This is a genomic window from Rhizobium sp. NXC24 (genome assembly GCF_002944315.1).
Classification (GTDB): Bacteria; Pseudomonadota; Alphaproteobacteria; order Rhizobiales; family Rhizobiaceae; genus Rhizobium.
On the sequence record NZ_CP024311.1, the window covers coordinates 3,961,212 to 3,976,645 of the forward strand.

The following is a 15,434-nucleotide window of genomic DNA, read 5'->3' on the forward strand; positions in this document are numbered from 1 at the left end:
ATGCCGGGGCTCGAAAGAGCTCCGGCATTTTTTGTTATGAATAATTTATTTGAAGAGAATATCGATCCAATGTCGGATTGCTGAAGTATCGTTCGTCCTAAGGTCGTCCAATTCGTCAATTCAGAAGGATCATAACCATGCCGAACACCATACGTTTGCATCGCGTCCTGGCAACCAGCCCGGAAAAGGTCTATCGCGCATTCATCGAGGCGGACGCGCTCGCCAAGTGGCTTCCGCCCAACGGCTTTGTCTGCACCGTGCATCATCTGGAAGCGACAGTCGGCGGCACGTTCAGAATGTCCTTCCGCAACTTTACGACCGGCAAAAGCCACGCCTTTGGTGGCGAATATGTCGAGCTGATCCCCGGCGAGCTGGTGCGCTACACCGACAAGTTCGACGACCCCAACCTGCCGGGCGAAATGGCAGTGACCGTGACGTTGAAGAAGGTCCTGGTCGGAACGGAAGTAAACATAACCCAGGCAGGCGTGCCCAACGTCATTCCGCCTGAAGCCTGCTATCTCGGCTGGCAGGAATCGCTGCGCAATCTGGCAAAGCTCGTCGAACCCGATATCAACGAATAGCGCATCGGGAGCGCGGCAAGATCGATCGGAACCGGATCGCGTTGACGATCTTCGCGATCCGGTGATGCATCCAGACCTGCCAATCCGAACGTCTCCCTCCGAGTGGGGGAGATGTTCCAAAGGGACGGAGCGGCGTCAGAGGCGCGGCATATGCCACCGCCTCTGAACGAACCTCACCCCATCACCCTCTCTTCAACTTCGTCTTCCCTTCTTCCACCAGCTTTTGCGCGGCTTCAGCAACCGTGATCTTGCCAAAAGCAAGCTGATCGGCGACGGGGCGCATGACATTCTGGTCGAATTCTCCGGAACCGAGCGGCGCCGGTGCCGGGTAGGCGCCGACCTGATCCTTCAGCAGCTCGACATATTTCACCGTCTGCTGCTCGACCGGGTTGAGCGTTGGCAGGATGGCCGCGCGCACGGCCGGCGACATCGGCACACCGCGCTCGACACCGAGGACCTTGCCGGCATCGAGATCGTTGACGAAGAAATTGATGAATTTCGCGGCCGCTTCGCCGTTCTTGCTGGAGGAGCCCACGCTCCAGATCAACGCCGGGCGATAGTAATGGCCGGAAGGTCCATCCTTCTCTTCGCGCGGCAGCATCGTGATGGCGAGCTTGCTCTTGACCACGAGCTGATAGCCAACGAGCTGGTTGGAATAGGCCATACCGATCGCCGATTTACCCTGTGCCAGGCAATTGCTCTCGATGGTGTTCTGATCGAGCGTCTGGACGTCGGGCGATACGGTGCCGCCACGCTGGCGGAGATCCTCCCAATAGGAATACCATTCCTTGGCGTCATCGACGCCGAAACCGAGGCCGCCGTCTTCGGAATAGAGGCTCTTGCCGCGCTGGCGCAGCCAGGCATCCAGCACATAGTTGTAGCGCGCGCCATAGGGGCCGCCCCAATAGGCGCGCTTGCCGGCAGCCTTGGTCAGTTCCACGGCAAGGTCGGCATATTCCGCCCAGGTCGTCGTGGGGCCGGGCGGCGTCAGGCCGGCCTTCTTGAAAACGTCCTCATCATAAAACATCGCGAAGGAATTAAGCCCGAGGCCGACGCCATAGAGCTTGCCGTCGACCGTCGTCAGCTTCAGCACATCCTTGCCGAAACTGTCGACATTCAACGTTGAAGGCACGAACTGATCGAGCGGCATGCAGGCGCCACGCTTCGAATAATCCGAGATCGTGCTCGGCTCAAGCTGGAAGACATCCGCGATGGTCTGGCTGGCCATTCCCGTTGCCAGCTTGGCCCAATAGCCGTCGCCGCTGATGCTCTCGCCGACGACGGAAATATCCGGGTTTTTGCTGTGGAACAGCTCGGCGACGGCGACCGTGCGCTTGCCGCGGTCGGGCGAGCCCCACCACATCGCCCGCAATTGTGTCGTATCGGCAAAAGCAGGCAGGGATCCTCCCGCACCGAAAGCGAGACCGGCAGCGGCCCCGGCAGTTCCAATCATGAATGAACGGCGATTCATCCGCATGAGATTCCTCCTTCTCTTGCGATGCCCATGGCGCGTTATCCGCAGCGACCTCCCGACGCCTTGTGCGGACAAATTCGAGGATAGGATATGCAATTCTATTGCGTATTGCAATAAACAATCTTTTTCTTGCAAATTTGCATAATTTGCGGAAATATTGCCGCATGAGTGAAGTTCGATCCAAACGTGTCAGGCAAGCCGATATTGCCAGCAGGGCCGGCGTCTCCGTCTCGACGGTGTCGCGGGTGCTAACCAATGAGCCTGGAATCAGCGAAGCTATCCGTCAGCAGATCTTCAAGGTGGCGAGCGATCTCGGCTACCCGCTGAAGCCGGCCGCGGAAACCGTGCCGGCCGCGCTCGCGCTGATCGCCAGCGACAGCGCTACCGGCGGCCTGAGCGTCTTTTATGAGGGTATTTTGGAGGGCCTGCGCGCCGGCGCAGCCGAACGCGGCATGCCTTTCGACATTCGCCTCGTCCGCGAAGCCAGGACCACGCCAGACCATATCGGGGAATATCTCCAGGCAGCCGGCGCTGAGGGTCTGTTCCTCGTCGGTATCGATCCCTCCGATGAGCTGCGCATCTGGCTGGAGGACAGCGGCACGCCGGTCGTGCTCGTCAACGGCACCGATGCAAAACTGCGCTTCGATGGCGTCTCGCCTTCGAATTTTTTTGGCGCCTATGCCGCGACGCGACGCCTGATCGATGCCGGCCATCGTCGCATCCTGCATCTGACTGGTTCGCATCGCCAGACCATTCGCGAGCGCATCCGTGGCTTCGAGGCGGCGATGGCCTCCGTCGAAGGCGGTGAAGGCCGCGTCGTGCCGTTGACGTTTAGGGGCAGTGCGAGCACGGAGGCCCATGCCGTCACCACCGCTGTCCTTGCCGAGGATAGCAGCTTCACCGCCGCCTTCTGCATGAACGATTTCGTCGCGGTCGGCGTGCTCGAAGCGGTGATGGAGGCGGGTCTGCGCGTGCCGGATGATTTCGCCATCGTCGGCTTTGACGATCTGCCCTGCGCACTGATGACCAATCCGCGCCTCGCCACCATGCGCGTCGACCGCGCGGCCATCGGACGCGAAGCGATCGGCCTGATGACGGCCCGTTTCCGCGACCGCGAGGCGCCCGCGCGCCAAGTTTGTCATGCCGTCGTCCCAGTTCTCGGCGGCACACTCCCGCCCGAAACCTGAGCCCGTTTCTTTAGCGGCAACGACCGAAAAAGAGCCAGACCGATGACCTACGACCCCGCCAGCACCAACCCGCTCGCCGGCAATCCGCTGGAAAATCGCACCGACATGCGCCGAGCGCTGATCGACCTGTTCTATCCGCTGCTTCCGTACTTCTCCAGGGGCAATGCCCGTGTCCGTATCGATGCCGCCGGCGCGCATTTCGACCGCGCCGCCGCCGATCTCGAAGGCTTCGCCCGCCCGCTCTGGGGTCTCGCACCATTCGGCGCCGGCGGCGGCGATTTTGCGCATTGGGGCCGCTATGCCGAAGGGATTGCCAATGGCGTCGACCCCGGCCATCCGGAATATTGGGGCACCGTCAACGGCCGCGACCAGCGTATGGTCGAACTCGCCGCCCTTGGTTTTGCGCTTGCCCTAGTGCCGGAAAAGATCTGGGAACCGCTCGATGGCAGAGCGCGCGACAATCTCATTGCCTATCTCAAGCATGCCCGCGCGTTCGATTATGCCGAGAACAACTGGAAATTCTTCCGCGTCCTCGTCGATATCGCCCTCGACCGGCTCGGTGCGGCGTTCGATCGCAGCCTGACGGAAGAATATCTCAGGGAATTGGACGGGTTCTACATTGCTGACGGCTGGTATCGCGACGGCAATATCAGGCGCGTCGATCACTACATTCCCTTCGCCATGCATTTTTACGGGCTGATCTATTCCAGGCTCGTCGATGACGACCGCGCCAAGCGCTACCGCGAACGCGCCGTCCTCTTTGCCAAGGATTTTCGCCACTGGTTCGCGCCCGATGGCGCCACCGTGCCCTTCGGCCGCAGCCTCACCTACCGCTTCGCCTGCGCCGGCTTCTGGTCGGCGCTGGCCTTCGCCGATGTCGAGGCCCTGCCCTGGGGCGAGATCAAGGGGCTCTGCCTGCGGCACCTGCGCTGGTGGGCTGACAAGCCGATCGCCAATCGCGACGGTACGCTGCCGATCGGCTACGGCTATCCCAATCTTCTGATGTCGGAAAACTACAATTCAGCCGGCTCCCCCTATTGGGCCTTCAAGGCTTTCCTTCCGTTGGCGCTCCCCGAGGCGCATCCCTTCTGGACCGCCGAGGAAAAGCCGCATGTCGCCGAGCCAGCGATCGTGCCGCTTAAGCACCCCGGCATGGTGATGATGCATGGCAAAGCGGATGTCGTGGCGCTGTCCTCAGGCCAGGAAAACCTGCAGATGCGCTTCGGGTCGGAAAAATACGCCAAATTCGCCTATTCCGCCCGCTATGGTTTCAGCGTCGAAAGCGACGAGCGTGCCTTTGCCGGCGGCGCTTTCGACAGCATGCTCGCCTTCAGCGACGATGGCCTCCATTATCGTGTTCGCGAAACCAATGAAGAGGCGAAGCTCGCCGGCGATACGCTTTACGCCAAGTGGTCGCCCTGGCCTGATGTCACCGTCGAAACCTGGCTGATCCCTGTGGCACCCTGGCATATCCGCCTGCACAGGATCACCACGCCCCGCCCGCTGCAGACGGCCGAAGGCGGTTTTGCCATTGCTAGGCGGGATTTCGAGGCCGATACGCTGGCTTCGCAAAAAGGTGCTGCCTATGTTGGCGGCGAGGCGGATTTCAGCGGCATTCTCGATCTCGGCTCGACCATCCCGCGCGACGGCCTGGCGCAGAAAGCGCCGCCGAATACCAATCTTATCGTTGCCAAGACGCTGGTGCCGCAACTGCGCGGGGCGATTCCGGCAGGCGAAACCATTCTCGTTTCCGCCATCCTGGCAGAGCATGACCCCGCTGCCCTCTCAGGCGCCTGGACGAAGCCGCCCACTAAACCCGATCTCGATGGCTTGCGCGCACTGATCGCCGAAAAAGGCGTCACCGTCAGCGCCATCGACGTGCCGGGACGACCGGCATGACCCAATCGTCCCCAGACCGCCCCGCCATCGCATTCGCCATGCAGCCCGCGCGGACGCAGCATGTCCTGACGCCCGGGCTGATGCAGCGGCTCGACGTGATCGGCCGCGTATTGGACGCCGCGCCAATGGAGCGCTTTGACGACGAAAGAGCACGAAAGCTGCTAAGCGAGACGGAGATCCTGATCACCGCTTGGGGCTCGCCGCATATCGACGCCGCCGCATTGGCGCAGGCGCCGCATCTGAAACTGGTGGCGCATGCGGCCGGCACCGTGAAGGGGCTGATCGAGGACAGCCTGTTCGCCAGGGGCATATCGGTAAGCCATGCGGCACAGGCCAATGCCCTGCCGGTCGCCGAATTCACCCTCGCCGCCATCATCTTCGCCGGCAAGCAGGTCTTCCGCTTCCGGGACGTCTATGTCGCTGACCGTCATCGCAACCGCACGCAGCCGATGCAGAGCCAAGCGATCGGCAATTACGGCCGAACGGTCGGCATTATCGGCGCCTCGCGCATCGGCCGGCGGGTGATCGAATTGCTGGCGCCGTTCGACTATAGGATCCTGCTTTACGATCCGATGGTCGGAGAGGCGGAAGCACGGCAACTCGGCGTCGAGAAGACCGAACTCGACCTCCTGATGGCGCGGGCCGACATCGTCTCGCTGCACGCCCCATCGCTGCCGGCGACACGGCATATGATCGACGCCCGCCGCCTGTCGCTGATGAAAGACGGAGCCACTTTCATCAACACGGCACGCGGCGCGCTGGTCGACGAGGCCGCCCTGCTCGCAGCACTGAAGACTGGCCGCATCGACGCGATCGTCGACGTCACCGATCCCGAAATTCCGGAGGCAAGCTCAGCCTTCTACGATCTGCCGAATGTCTTCCTGACGCCGCACATTGCCGGCGCCGTCGGCCTGGAACGCACCCGCCTCGGCGAGATGGCCGTCGATGAAGTCAGCCGGTTCATCGAGGGAGAGCCGTTGCTCTACGAAATCCGCCGCGAGGACCTAGCGCGCATGGCGTAAAGCCTCGGAATCATCACCAAACCGCCTCATTTCGGCACATGCGGAAAACCCGTTTTTAATCATTCTGGGCTAGCAATCTCTTCAGCGAAGAGGTTCTAGTTATGCGTACCCGTATCATCTCCATAGCCGCTGTGCTGCTGCTCGGAATGCTAGCAGGCTGCGCCACCGCACCGTCCCATACCCGCAATGTCTGCGCGATCTTCGATCAGCGCGACGGCTGGTTCAACAATTGGCAGCGCGCCGCCGAACGTACGGAACGGGAATACGGCGTGCCGGTGCCGATCCTGATGGCGACGATTTACGCCGAATCCGGCTTCCAGCCGCATGCCCGGCCGCCGCGCCGGAAACTGCTCGGCTTCATTCCCTGGACGCGACCTTCCAGCGCCTATGGCTATTCTCAGGCTCTCGACGGCGCCTGGGATCACTATCAGCGCGACACGGGCCGCTGGGGCGCACGCCGCTCCGACTTCTCCGACGCGATCGAATTCATCGGCTGGTATCACGCCCAGAGCCATCTGCGGAACGGCATCCCACTTAACGATCCCTATAATCTTTATCTGGCTTATTATGTCGGTTGGAAGGGCTATCAGCAGGGAAGCTGGCGCGGCAATGGCGACCTGCAGCGCACGGCGCAGAAGGTCGCCAACATGTCCGCGCTCTATGCCTCGCAGTTGCGCAATTGCAATTGAGCCTCAGCGGTTTTGCTTTTCCATGAAAAGTTAAGCCGCTCTAAGGCCGCGCCTCGAGCAGGTTGAGCCCGTCATCCTGACCCCAGATATCGGCGATCGATACCTGCTGGCCGGTCCGGCTGCTTTCCAACGCCGCGATGCCGCAGAGAACCGAAAGCGCGCCCGCGCGTGAACCGGCGCGCTGTCTCAGTTCGTCGTTTGGCCCGGACCGCAGCAGCATGTTGCGCAGCCGGTCGTCGCCGCCGTAATGGCCGCCCGAGGAATAGGGCACCCAGATGCGCTCGACATCACCGAAATTCTTCATGACGACGATTTCGTCGGCCGGCGGCGTCGTCCAATGCTGCTTTTCGTATTGCCGCAGCTCGATACGCCCCTTGTGGCCGTTGAAGGCAATATGGTGGCCTTCGATCGGCATATAGGTGTTCAGCGAATAGGAGACGTTGACGCCGTTGCGATAGCGGATCGAGGCGACCATGGTGTCGGGAATGTCGATATCCTCGCGGAAGACGCAGGCATCGCGAACATAACCATCGACCGTCGACGGGTCTTCATAGAGGCTTTCGAGCAGCGGCGTGGCGCTGATATCGAGATAATAATCGCACTCGTCCTTATACCGACAGGTGCGACAGCGCTCACCACGGAAGGGGCCTTTGCGACCATAGTGCTTGAGATCGGCAAAGGCAGACACGGTTTCCGGATCGGAATCGAGGTACCAGTTCAGAAGATCGAAATGGTGCGTCGCCTTGTGAACGAAGAGGCTGCCGGAATTTTCGACAAAGGCGTGCCAGCGCCGGAAGTAATCGGCGCCATGACTGGTGTCGAGATACCAATGAAAATCGACCGAGGTCACATCGCCGATAACGCCGGAATTGATGAGTTCCTTGATCTTCGCCGCCGTCGGCGCGAAACGATAGTTGAAGGACACGTCGACCCGCTTGCCCGTCCGAGCCTCGGCATTAAGAATACGCTTGATCTTGCCGACCGTGGTCGTCATCGGCTTTTCACTGATGACATTGGCGCCTGCTTCCAGCGCTTTGACAATTTGATCGTCATGGGTGGAATCGCGGGTGCAAACGATGACGAGATCGGGCTTTTCGACCCGCAACAGCTCGTCGAAATCGGTATAGACCGCCACGGAGGCGCCGATATAGTCCAGCGCACGCCTGGCCCGCATCGCGTTGAGATCGCAGACGGCGACAAGTTCGACCTCATTGCTCCAGCGCTCGACCAGATCCTTGCCCCACATGGTCGCGCCGCGATTGCCCGTGCCGACCAGCGCATAGCGCTTCTTCGATGACGACTGCATGTTTCTCCTCCAGAGTCTGCAATAACGATGGTCAGGTTGGTCCGGCTCGACCGCACCTTTTGCGTGGCCCCTCACCCAACCCTCTCCCCGCACAGCGGGGTGAGCGGGTTTATCATGCATGATATTGCCTCGATCCGAGTGGTTGGATCGGTTGGCTTGCTCCGTAGTCCCTTCTCCCCGTCCGAACGGGGAGACGGCTAGGGTGAGGGGCCATGCACGACAGCGCGTCAAAAACGGAGCATGCCTGGCCATTACCGAAATCTTATGTCGGCGGCGTCTCCATCGCGCTCCAATCCGGCTCGACGGATGAACCGAGGCCGATCGCGCCGATCACCGAACCGATGGCGATCCTTCCACCCTCGATCCTCAATCGCGTCCGCCCGTTTCGAACGGCGTAGAGATCGGCATGATCCCGTGCGAAAGCCGCCTGCTCAGCCTGGGGTGCGCCGGCCATGCCGTCGACATAGTGGTGGCCGTTCCGCTCGATATGCGTCATGCCGATCAGCGAGGCGAGCGCCAGATCCTGTTGTACGGCGAGACCGCCCTGTGTCGTCAGGTCCTCTGCCGACATGAAATAGGCCACACCGTCATCGGCGCTCCACTTGGCGACGCGCGCCCGGTTCAGCAGCGAACGATAAAAACCCTTGCAGGATTTAGAGGAGATGCCGGTATAGCCAAGCCGTCTGGCGGCAACGAAAGCGTTGATATCGGCATCGGATTCATCGATCTCGACAGGCTTGAAGGCCGCAAGCGCCGTGACCGGCTTCTCGAAGGCGTAAGCGCGGGCGATCGGCTGCTCGACAAACAGGATCGAAGCCGCAAAACGGGCAAGCCGCGGTTCGGCCTGGATGCGCGTCAGCAGATCGGCGACCGCCTCGGCGGACGCGAATTGCTCATTACCGTCAAGCGTCACCGAATAAGCCGGCATTTTGGCATCGATGACAGCGGCAATGCGGCAGAGACGGTCGATATCAGCATCGGGAACGCCCGATACCTTCACCTTGAAGAAGGTCAGGCCATAAGCATCGATCGCCTCTTCAAAACTTTCCGGCAGGCCGTCATTCAAACGGTCGGCGGCCGGGATGTCGCCCGCTCGGATAGCATCGACCAGACCGACCGTGTGCCGCGCGGCGAGGCTTTCGACCGGCGCCAATCCCTTGAGGAAAGCCGCCAGGTCGAAGCCCGCCAGATCGGGCGCCGTCGATACATCGATGCCGGGGCGGTTGGCTCTGATCGCCTGCGCAACCGTCAACCCTTCCAGCCGGCAGAGCGCATCGAGAACCGCCCTGTTGGCGAGCGCCAGGCCGAAGGACGCGACCAGTCCGTTCAGCCCCTCGGCGGCTGCCCGCGTATGGTGCACCGCTTCGACGGCCGCATGCAGCGCGAAAGCCGTGCCCAATCCCGCATTTTTCAGGGCGTCGAGAGCCAGCGCCAGCGAGCGGCGAAGCTGGTTTTCATTGTCGGTATTGGAGAGTTCCGGCGATTTATCGAACCATTTCGGCACCATCAGCTCGGCAGCCATGCCACTTGCCGAACCCCCACGGGCATCTTCGATGCGGACGCGCAGAAAAATCTGCCGCGCCTCCCGCAGCGTCGCCGCGCCGAAGCGGAAAGGAAGCCGCAATGTCACCGGCCGCTCGAAGGTCTCGGCCTCGACAAGTCTGATTTTCAACGGTTCGGTCATATTTCAGATGGCTCCTGTGATCGTCAGGCAAGTCTGCCTATGCCGCACATTTGCGCCTGGCCCCTCACCCCAGCCCTCTCCCCGCAAGCGGGGCGAGGGAGTTCTGTCGTGCCAACCCTTCGCTGTTCCGCTAAGGCAAACACCGCTTTGCTCGGTCGTCCCCTCTCCCCGCTTCGGCGGGAGAGGGCTAGGCTGAGGGGCCATGCACATAGATGCAGCACCCACGAGATATCCTGACCATCCCGATATTTGGGAAGCCACCATCCCTCAAATCTCCAGCGGCTCGACATCCAGCCAGCGGCGCTCCGCCCAGCTCTTCAGGCCGAGAGAGGCGAGCTGCACGCCCTTGGCGCCTTCCGTCAGCGTGTAGCGCCAGGGCGCGTCTTCGAGCACATGGCGCAGAAACATCTCCCACTGGATCTTGAAGCCGTTGTCGTAAACCTGGTTGTCCGGCACTTCGTCCCAGGTGTTGTAGAAGTCGATGGTCTGCGGTTGGTCCGGGTTCCAGACCGGCTTCGGCGTGTTGACACGGTGCTGCGTCCAGCAGCGTGTCAGCCCCGCCACGGCCGAGCCATGCGTGCCGTCTACCTGGAACGTGACGAGATCGTCGCGGCGCACACGCACCGCCCAGGAGGAATTGATATGGGCGATGATGCCGCCCTCCAACTCGAAGGTGGCATAGGCCGCATCATCGGCATCGGCGACATAATGCCGGCCGGCTTCGTCCACGCGTTCGGGAATATGGGTGGCGCCGAGGCAGCTAATCGCCTTCACCGGCCCGAAGAGATTGTCGAGCACATAGCGCCAGTGGCAGAGCATATCGAGGATGATGCCGCCGCCGTCTTTCTTGCGATAGTTCCACGACGGCCGCTGCGCCGTCTGCCAGTCGCCTTCGAACACCCAGTAGCCGAACTCACCACGCACGGAGAGGATCTTGCCGAAGAAACCGCTGTCGCGCAGCATGGCGATCTTGCGAAGGCCGGGTAGGAACAGCTTGTCCTGCACGACGCCGTTCTTCAGGCCCGATGCCTTGGCCTTGCGGGCGAGCGCAATCGCAGCGTCGAGGTCGTCGGAGATCGGCTTTTCGCAATAGATATGCTTGCCGGCATCCAGCGCCTTCGAAATCAGCTCGGCGCGCATCTGCGTCGTCGCCGCATCGAAGAAAATCGTGTCATTAGGGTCGGCAAGCGCACCGTCGAGATCGGTGGTCCAGCGCTCAATACCGTATTTACGGGCAAGCTCTTCCAGCCGCGCCGCATTGCGGCCGACAAGGACCGGATCGGGCATGACGCGCTCGCCGTTCGACAACAACACGCCGCCTCCGGCGCGGATCGCCACGATCGAGCGGATGAGATGCTGGTTCAGCCCCATGCGTCCCGTGACGCCGTGCATGATGATACCAACGCGCTTCATGATCCCTCCTGAATTTCTGAGCCGACTCCCTCCAGAGTCAGGAAAAGCAAAGGCTTGGTCGATCAGCCAATGTAACTATATAGTTACACGATCGCGCGATACGTCCGGATTTGTCAATCGCCTTTCGAAAATTTCTCGTGATCGCCGGAGCGCCGCGAGTTCATGCTAAGCCCTGATCGAAGCCAAGGTCACCGAAACGATATGCTCGCCCCAGGCTTTCAGCGCCGCCGGGGCCGTCAGCTTGCGGGCGAAAATCGTCGACAGCGTATGGCGATTGGACAGGTAGAAGAACCCGAGCGCGGCGATGGTAAGGTAAACCGACACCGGGTCGATGGCCGGCCGGAAAATGCCGGCTGCTTCACCTCGTCGCAGTACGTCGGCGAGTTCGCCGATGAAGTGCGAATGCATCGCCAAGATCTTGTCGGAACGTTTCAGATAGCGCGCTTCATGCAGGTTTTCGGTAACGAGCAGGCTCAAAAATTCCGGATGCTCAAGGAAATGATGCCAGGTGAAAAGCGCAAGTTCGCGCATCCCTTCCTCGGGATCACGGCGCGCAAGGTCGAGATTTTTCTCGGCATTGCGGATTGCCGCATAGGTGGCTTCCAGCACGGCGACATAGAGCCCCTCCTTGTCGCCGAAATAGTGATAGAGCATGCGTTTGTTGGTCTGCGCCCGAGCCGCAATCGCATCCACCCTCGCGCCACCGAAACCGTGAGCGGCGAATTCCTCCGTCGCCGCTTCCAGGATCATGGCATGGGTGCGTTGCGGATTGCGCGGCACCTTCGCCGGCCTCGTTTCCGCATTCCCGTAAGCGCCGGCTTTCGCTGGTTTTTCAGTTCCTTGCGTCGCTCTGGTCACCATGGACATTCCTCCTCCCCGATCTATCTCTTCCGCAACGGACCTCTCCAGCCTCAGCGCAGGTCGTTTGATTGTGACACGATTGGCGCTTGACAGCGGTCGCGTTTCTATCCAACTTGTAACCAAATAGTTATATCATGCAAAAGCAGTTCGTAAATCACCGGTTAACTGGGGAGGAGACCAGGATGACTTTGACGATCGATCGCCGGCAGTTGCTTGCCGGCATGGCAGCGACGCTAGCTTTCAGCGGTATCGGACTTAACCGCGCCAATGCGGCAACCTCCATGCGCCTTCTTTGGTGGGGATCGAAGGAGCGAAGCGATCGCACGTTTGCGGCAGTGAAGGCCTATCAGGCCAAGAACCCGGACGTCACGATCGCCGGCGAATCCTTCGGCTGGGACAGCTACTGGACGCGTCTTGCCACGCAGACCGGCGGCGGCAATGCGCCCGACCTCATTCAGATGGATTATCGCTACATCTTTGAATATGCCCGCCGCGGCGCGTTGCTCGACATGACGCCCTATCTCGGCAAGAGCCTGGCGATCGAGGATTTCGGGGCTCCCAATATCAATTCCGGCAAGGTCGATGGCAAGATTTACGGCGTCAATCTCGGGGTCAATTCCTCCATGGTCGTCGTCAATGTGGCAGCCTGGCAGGAAGCCGGCGTCGAGCCGCCGCATGACGGCATGACCTGGGAGCAGCTCGGCGAGGCCTGCGCCAAGGTCACCGCCGCCAAGAAACGCCGCGGCTTCTACGGCACCGCAGATCAGAGCGGCGGAGAGCCCGACTTCGAATGCTGGCTGCGCCAGCGCGGCAAGGCGCTCTATACGAGCGACGGCAAGCTCGGCTTCGAGGCCAAGGATGCCGCCGAATGGTTTTCCTTCTGGGACCATCTGCGCGAAATCGGCGCCTGCGTGCCGGCCGACGTGCAGGCGCTCTACAAGCAGACCCTCGAGACTGACATGCTGGTGACCAAGAAGGCGGCCGTCAGCTACGCCTTTTCCAACCAGTTCGTCGCCATTCAGGGCCTCGTCAAGGAAAAGATCGACCTGATCGCCTATCCCAGCGACCCCGGCAGCAAGCCCGGCCAGTATCTGAAACCCTCGATGCTGATGTCGGTTTCGGCAACCTCCGCAAACAAGGACGCCGCCGTCGCCTTCGTCAATTATCTCGTGGAAGATCCAGAAGGCGCAAAGATACTCGGCGTAGAGCGCGGCGTTCCCGCCTCCCCGAAGATCCGCGATCTGCTGACGCCGGATCTCGATGCGACAAGCAAACAGGTTGTCGACTACATCGGCCGATTGACGCCGAAGGTCGGAGCACTCCCGCCGTCTCCGCCGAACGGTGCCGGTGAAAATGCATTCCTGCTGAAGAAAATCGCCGAGGAAGTGGCTTTCGGCAAAACCAGCGCGCAGGACGCTGGAGCGAAGTTCACCGAACAGGCGGCGGCAAACATTACGCGAGGCTGATACCGTGGGTACAAACAGCAAGAGCGTTGCCGGCGGCTTGGCCGTCGGCGAGCGCGCGCCGTTGCGCGTCGAAACTTATCAGAAGGCGCCGAGTGCATTTGCGCGCAACGCGCCGGGCTATTTGTTTCTCCTGCCCTGGTTCATCGGCTTCTTCGGCCTGACGCTTGGACCGGCGATCGTGTCGCTCTACCTGTCCTTCACCGACTATAACCTGCTGCAGGCGCCGCATTTGGTTGGGCTGGACAATTATGCGCGCATCGCCACCGGTGACGACAAGTTCATCTCGTCGATGAAGGTGACGCTGTTCTATGTCGTCTGCTCGGTTCCGCTGAAGCTTGCCTTCGCGCTGATGGTGGCGCTGTTGCTCAACCGCGGCATTCGTGGCCTGCCGATCTATCGCGCCATCTTCTATCTGCCGTCGCTGCTCGGCTCCAGCGTCGCCATCGCCGTGCTCTGGCGGCAGATTTTCGATGGCGACGGCGTCGTCAATACCCTGCTCTGGTATGTGCTCGGCATCAACGGACCAAGCTGGATCTCCAACCCCAACTATTCCCTCTACACCCTCATCATCCTGGCCATCTGGCAGTTCGGCTCGCCGATGATCATCTTCCTTGCCGGCCTCCGGCAGATCCCGACCGATCTCTATGAGGCGGCCAGCCTCGACGGCGCTTCGAAGGCACGAATCTTCTTCAAGATCACCCTGCCGCTCTTGACGCCGGTCATCTTCTTCAACGCGGTCGTGCAGACCATCGACGCCTTCAAGGCCTTCACGCCGGCCTATGTCATCTCGTCCGGCACCGGCGGGCCGATCGACTCGACGCTGTTCTACACGCTCTACCTCTACCAGGAAGCCTTCGGCTATTTCCGCATGGGATATGCCGCAGCCCTCGCCTGGGTCCTGGTGATCATCATCGCGGTCTTCACCGCCTTCTCCTTCCTCTCCGCTCGTTATTGGGTTCACTACGATGACTGACGCGAAGCTCACCCATTTTCCCGACAATCTGAACCCGCCGCGCGAGCGTCCCTGGTTCCTGTCCGTTCTCATCCATGTCGCGCTGGTCGGCGCATCGATCGTGATGCTCTATCCGCTGCTGTGGATGCTGTCCGGTTCGGTCAAGGATCAGAACGAAATCTTTGGCTCGGCCTCGCTAATCCCGTCGCAGTTCGACTTCAGCGCCTATGCCCGCGGCTGGTTCGGCGGGCAGGTGAATTTCGGCTCGTTCGTGTGGAATTCCGTCGTCATCGCCGTCCTTTCCGTCATCGGCAATGTCGTCTCCTGCTCCCTAGCGGCCTATGCCTTCGCGCGGCTGAATTTCTGGGGCAAAAATTTCTGGTTCGCACTGATGCTCGGCACGCTGATGCTGCCCTATCATGTGACGCTGATCCCGCAATATATCCTGTTCCTGAAGCTCGGCTGGGTGAAAACCATGCTGCCGCTGGTCGTGCCGAAATTCCTTGCGGTCGACGCCTTCTTCATCTTCCTGATGGTGCAGTTCTTCCGCGGCATCCCCCGTGAACTCGACGAAGCGGCGATGATGGATGGGTGCAGCCCGTGGCGCATCTATTGGCGCATCATGATGCCGCTGTCGCTGCCGGTTCTCGCCACCGCCGCCATCTTCTCCTTCATTTGGACCTGGGACGATTTCTTCGGTCCGCTGATCTATCTCTCCGACATCAACACCTACACGGTGCAGCTCGGCCTGCGCTCCTTCGTGGATTCGACCGGAAGCTCCGACTGGAGCAGCCTGTTTGCCATGTCGAGCATCTCGCTGATCCCCGTCTTCCTGATCTTCCTGTTCTTCCAGAGGCTGCTGATCGACGGCATCGCCACGGCCGGCCTCAAACGCTGACG

Annotated in this window: 13 protein-coding genes; 8 read left to right on the forward strand and 5 right to left on the reverse strand. The window is 61.0% G+C overall.

From position 1 onward, the window contains the following. Positions 1 to 137: 137 nt before the first annotated feature. Positions 138 to 581, forward strand: coding sequence for an SRPBCC family protein (locus tag NXC24_RS19445; RefSeq protein WP_104824777.1), 444 nt, complete (start codon positions 138 to 140; stop codon positions 579 to 581). 181 nt (positions 582 to 762) lie between these two features. Here the strand turns inward: NXC24_RS19445 and NXC24_RS19450 are convergent, their stop codons facing one another. After that, positions 763 to 2,058 (reverse strand): ABC transporter substrate-binding protein, encoded by a 1,296-nt coding sequence (locus tag NXC24_RS19450; protein ID WP_104824778.1) that lies wholly within the window; start codon positions 2,056 to 2,058, stop codon positions 763 to 765. A gap of 161 nt (positions 2,059 to 2,219) precedes the next feature. Between NXC24_RS19450 and NXC24_RS19455 the strand changes: the two genes are divergently transcribed. From NXC24_RS19455 to NXC24_RS19470, 4 genes are all read left to right on the forward strand, one after another. Beyond that, positions 2,220 to 3,242 carry a LacI family DNA-binding transcriptional regulator gene (locus NXC24_RS19455; protein ID WP_104824779.1) on the forward strand — a complete coding sequence of 341 codons (1,023 nt, stop codon included), beginning with the start codon at positions 2,220 to 2,222 and terminating at the stop codon, positions 3,240 to 3,242. Positions 3,243 to 3,284: 42 nt separating this feature from the next. Next, a complete protein-coding gene (locus NXC24_RS19460) occupies positions 3,285 to 5,141 on the forward strand; it encodes a DUF2264 domain-containing protein (protein ID WP_104824780.1) in 1,857 nt (618 codons plus the stop codon). After that, a complete protein-coding gene (locus NXC24_RS19465) occupies positions 5,138 to 6,163 on the forward strand; it encodes a hydroxyacid dehydrogenase (protein WP_104824781.1) in 1,026 nt (341 codons plus the stop codon). The genes NXC24_RS19460 and NXC24_RS19465 overlap by 4 nt, the downstream gene beginning before the upstream one ends. Positions 6,164 to 6,264: 101 nt before the next feature. Next, a complete protein-coding gene (locus tag NXC24_RS19470; protein WP_104824782.1) occupies positions 6,265 to 6,852 on the forward strand; it encodes a hypothetical protein in 588 nt (195 codons plus the stop codon). Between the two features lie 40 nt (positions 6,853 to 6,892). Here the strand turns inward: NXC24_RS19470 and NXC24_RS19475 are convergent, their stop codons facing one another. The 4 genes from NXC24_RS19475 to NXC24_RS19490 form a co-directional block, all read right to left on the reverse strand. Beyond that, positions 6,893 to 8,158 (reverse strand): Gfo/Idh/MocA family oxidoreductase, encoded by a 1,266-nt coding sequence (locus NXC24_RS19475; RefSeq protein ID WP_104824783.1) that lies wholly within the window; start codon positions 8,156 to 8,158, stop codon positions 6,893 to 6,895. A 262-nt stretch (positions 8,159 to 8,420) separates the two neighbouring features. Then, positions 8,421 to 9,842 carry a mandelate racemase gene (locus tag NXC24_RS19480; protein ID WP_104824784.1) on the reverse strand — a complete coding sequence of 474 codons (1,422 nt, stop codon included), beginning with the start codon at positions 9,840 to 9,842 and terminating at the stop codon, positions 8,421 to 8,423. 267 nt (positions 9,843 to 10,109) lie between these two features. Further along, positions 10,110 to 11,255: a Gfo/Idh/MocA family oxidoreductase gene (locus tag NXC24_RS19485; protein ID WP_104824785.1), complete on the reverse strand. Its 1,146-nt coding sequence runs from the start codon at positions 11,253 to 11,255 to the stop codon at positions 10,110 to 10,112. Between the two features lie 165 nt (positions 11,256 to 11,420). Further along, on the reverse strand, positions 11,421 to 12,116 hold the full coding sequence (locus NXC24_RS19490; RefSeq protein ID WP_104824786.1) for a TetR/AcrR family transcriptional regulator: 696 nt from the start codon (positions 12,114 to 12,116) through the stop codon (positions 11,421 to 11,423). A gap of 182 nt (positions 12,117 to 12,298) precedes the next feature. Here NXC24_RS19490 and NXC24_RS19495 point away from each other — a divergent pair, with 182 nt between their 5' ends. The 3 genes from NXC24_RS19495 (at position 12,299) to NXC24_RS19505 (ending at position 15,432) form a co-directional block, all read left to right on the forward strand. Then, positions 12,299 to 13,582, forward strand: coding sequence for an ABC transporter substrate-binding protein (locus NXC24_RS19495; protein ID WP_104824787.1), 1,284 nt, complete (start codon positions 12,299 to 12,301; stop codon positions 13,580 to 13,582). A 61-nt stretch (positions 13,583 to 13,643) separates the two neighbouring features. Beyond that, the gene (locus NXC24_RS19500; protein ID WP_245463998.1) at positions 13,644 to 14,555 is read left to right on the forward strand and encodes a sugar ABC transporter permease; all 912 of its coding nucleotides are present in this window, start codon (positions 13,644 to 13,646) and stop codon (positions 14,553 to 14,555) included. A 103-nt stretch (positions 14,556 to 14,658) separates the two neighbouring features. Continuing rightward, the gene (locus NXC24_RS19505; RefSeq protein ID WP_245463999.1) at positions 14,659 to 15,432 is read left to right on the forward strand and encodes a carbohydrate ABC transporter permease; all 774 of its coding nucleotides are present in this window, start codon (positions 14,659 to 14,661) and stop codon (positions 15,430 to 15,432) included. The last annotated feature ends 2 nt before the right edge of the window (positions 15,433 to 15,434 follow it).

Bases quoted from the DNA above. Each gene is read 5' to 3' on its own strand.
- NXC24_RS19470 (WP_104824782.1), top strand. From the start codon at position 6,265: ATGCGTACCCGTATCATCTCCATAGCCGCTGTGCTGCTGCTCGGAATG.
- NXC24_RS19465 (WP_104824781.1), top strand. From the start codon at position 5,138: ATGACCCAATCGTCCCCAGACCGCCCCGCCATCGCATTCGCCATGCAG.
- NXC24_RS19490 (WP_104824786.1), bottom strand. From the start codon at position 12,116: ATGGTGACCAGAGCGACGCAAGGAACTGAAAAACCAGCGAAAGCCGGC.
- NXC24_RS19485 (WP_104824785.1), bottom strand. From the start codon at position 11,255: ATGAAGCGCGTTGGTATCATCATGCACGGCGTCACGGGACGCATGGGG.
- NXC24_RS19480 (WP_104824784.1), bottom strand. From the start codon at position 9,842: ATGACCGAACCGTTGAAAATCAGACTTGTCGAGGCCGAGACCTTCGAG.
- NXC24_RS19450 (WP_104824778.1), bottom strand. From the start codon at position 2,058: ATGCGGATGAATCGCCGTTCATTCATGATTGGAACTGCCGGGGCCGCT.
- NXC24_RS19495 (WP_104824787.1), top strand. From the start codon at position 12,299: ATGACTTTGACGATCGATCGCCGGCAGTTGCTTGCCGGCATGGCAGCG.
- NXC24_RS19455 (WP_104824779.1), top strand. From the start codon at position 2,220: ATGAGTGAAGTTCGATCCAAACGTGTCAGGCAAGCCGATATTGCCAGC.
- NXC24_RS19475 (WP_104824783.1), bottom strand. From the start codon at position 8,158: ATGCAGTCGTCATCGAAGAAGCGCTATGCGCTGGTCGGCACGGGCAAT.
- NXC24_RS19505 (WP_245463999.1), top strand. From the start codon at position 14,659: ATGCTCTATCCGCTGCTGTGGATGCTGTCCGGTTCGGTCAAGGATCAG.
- NXC24_RS19460 (WP_104824780.1), top strand. From the start codon at position 3,285: ATGACCTACGACCCCGCCAGCACCAACCCGCTCGCCGGCAATCCGCTG.
- NXC24_RS19445 (WP_104824777.1), top strand. From the start codon at position 138: ATGCCGAACACCATACGTTTGCATCGCGTCCTGGCAACCAGCCCGGAA.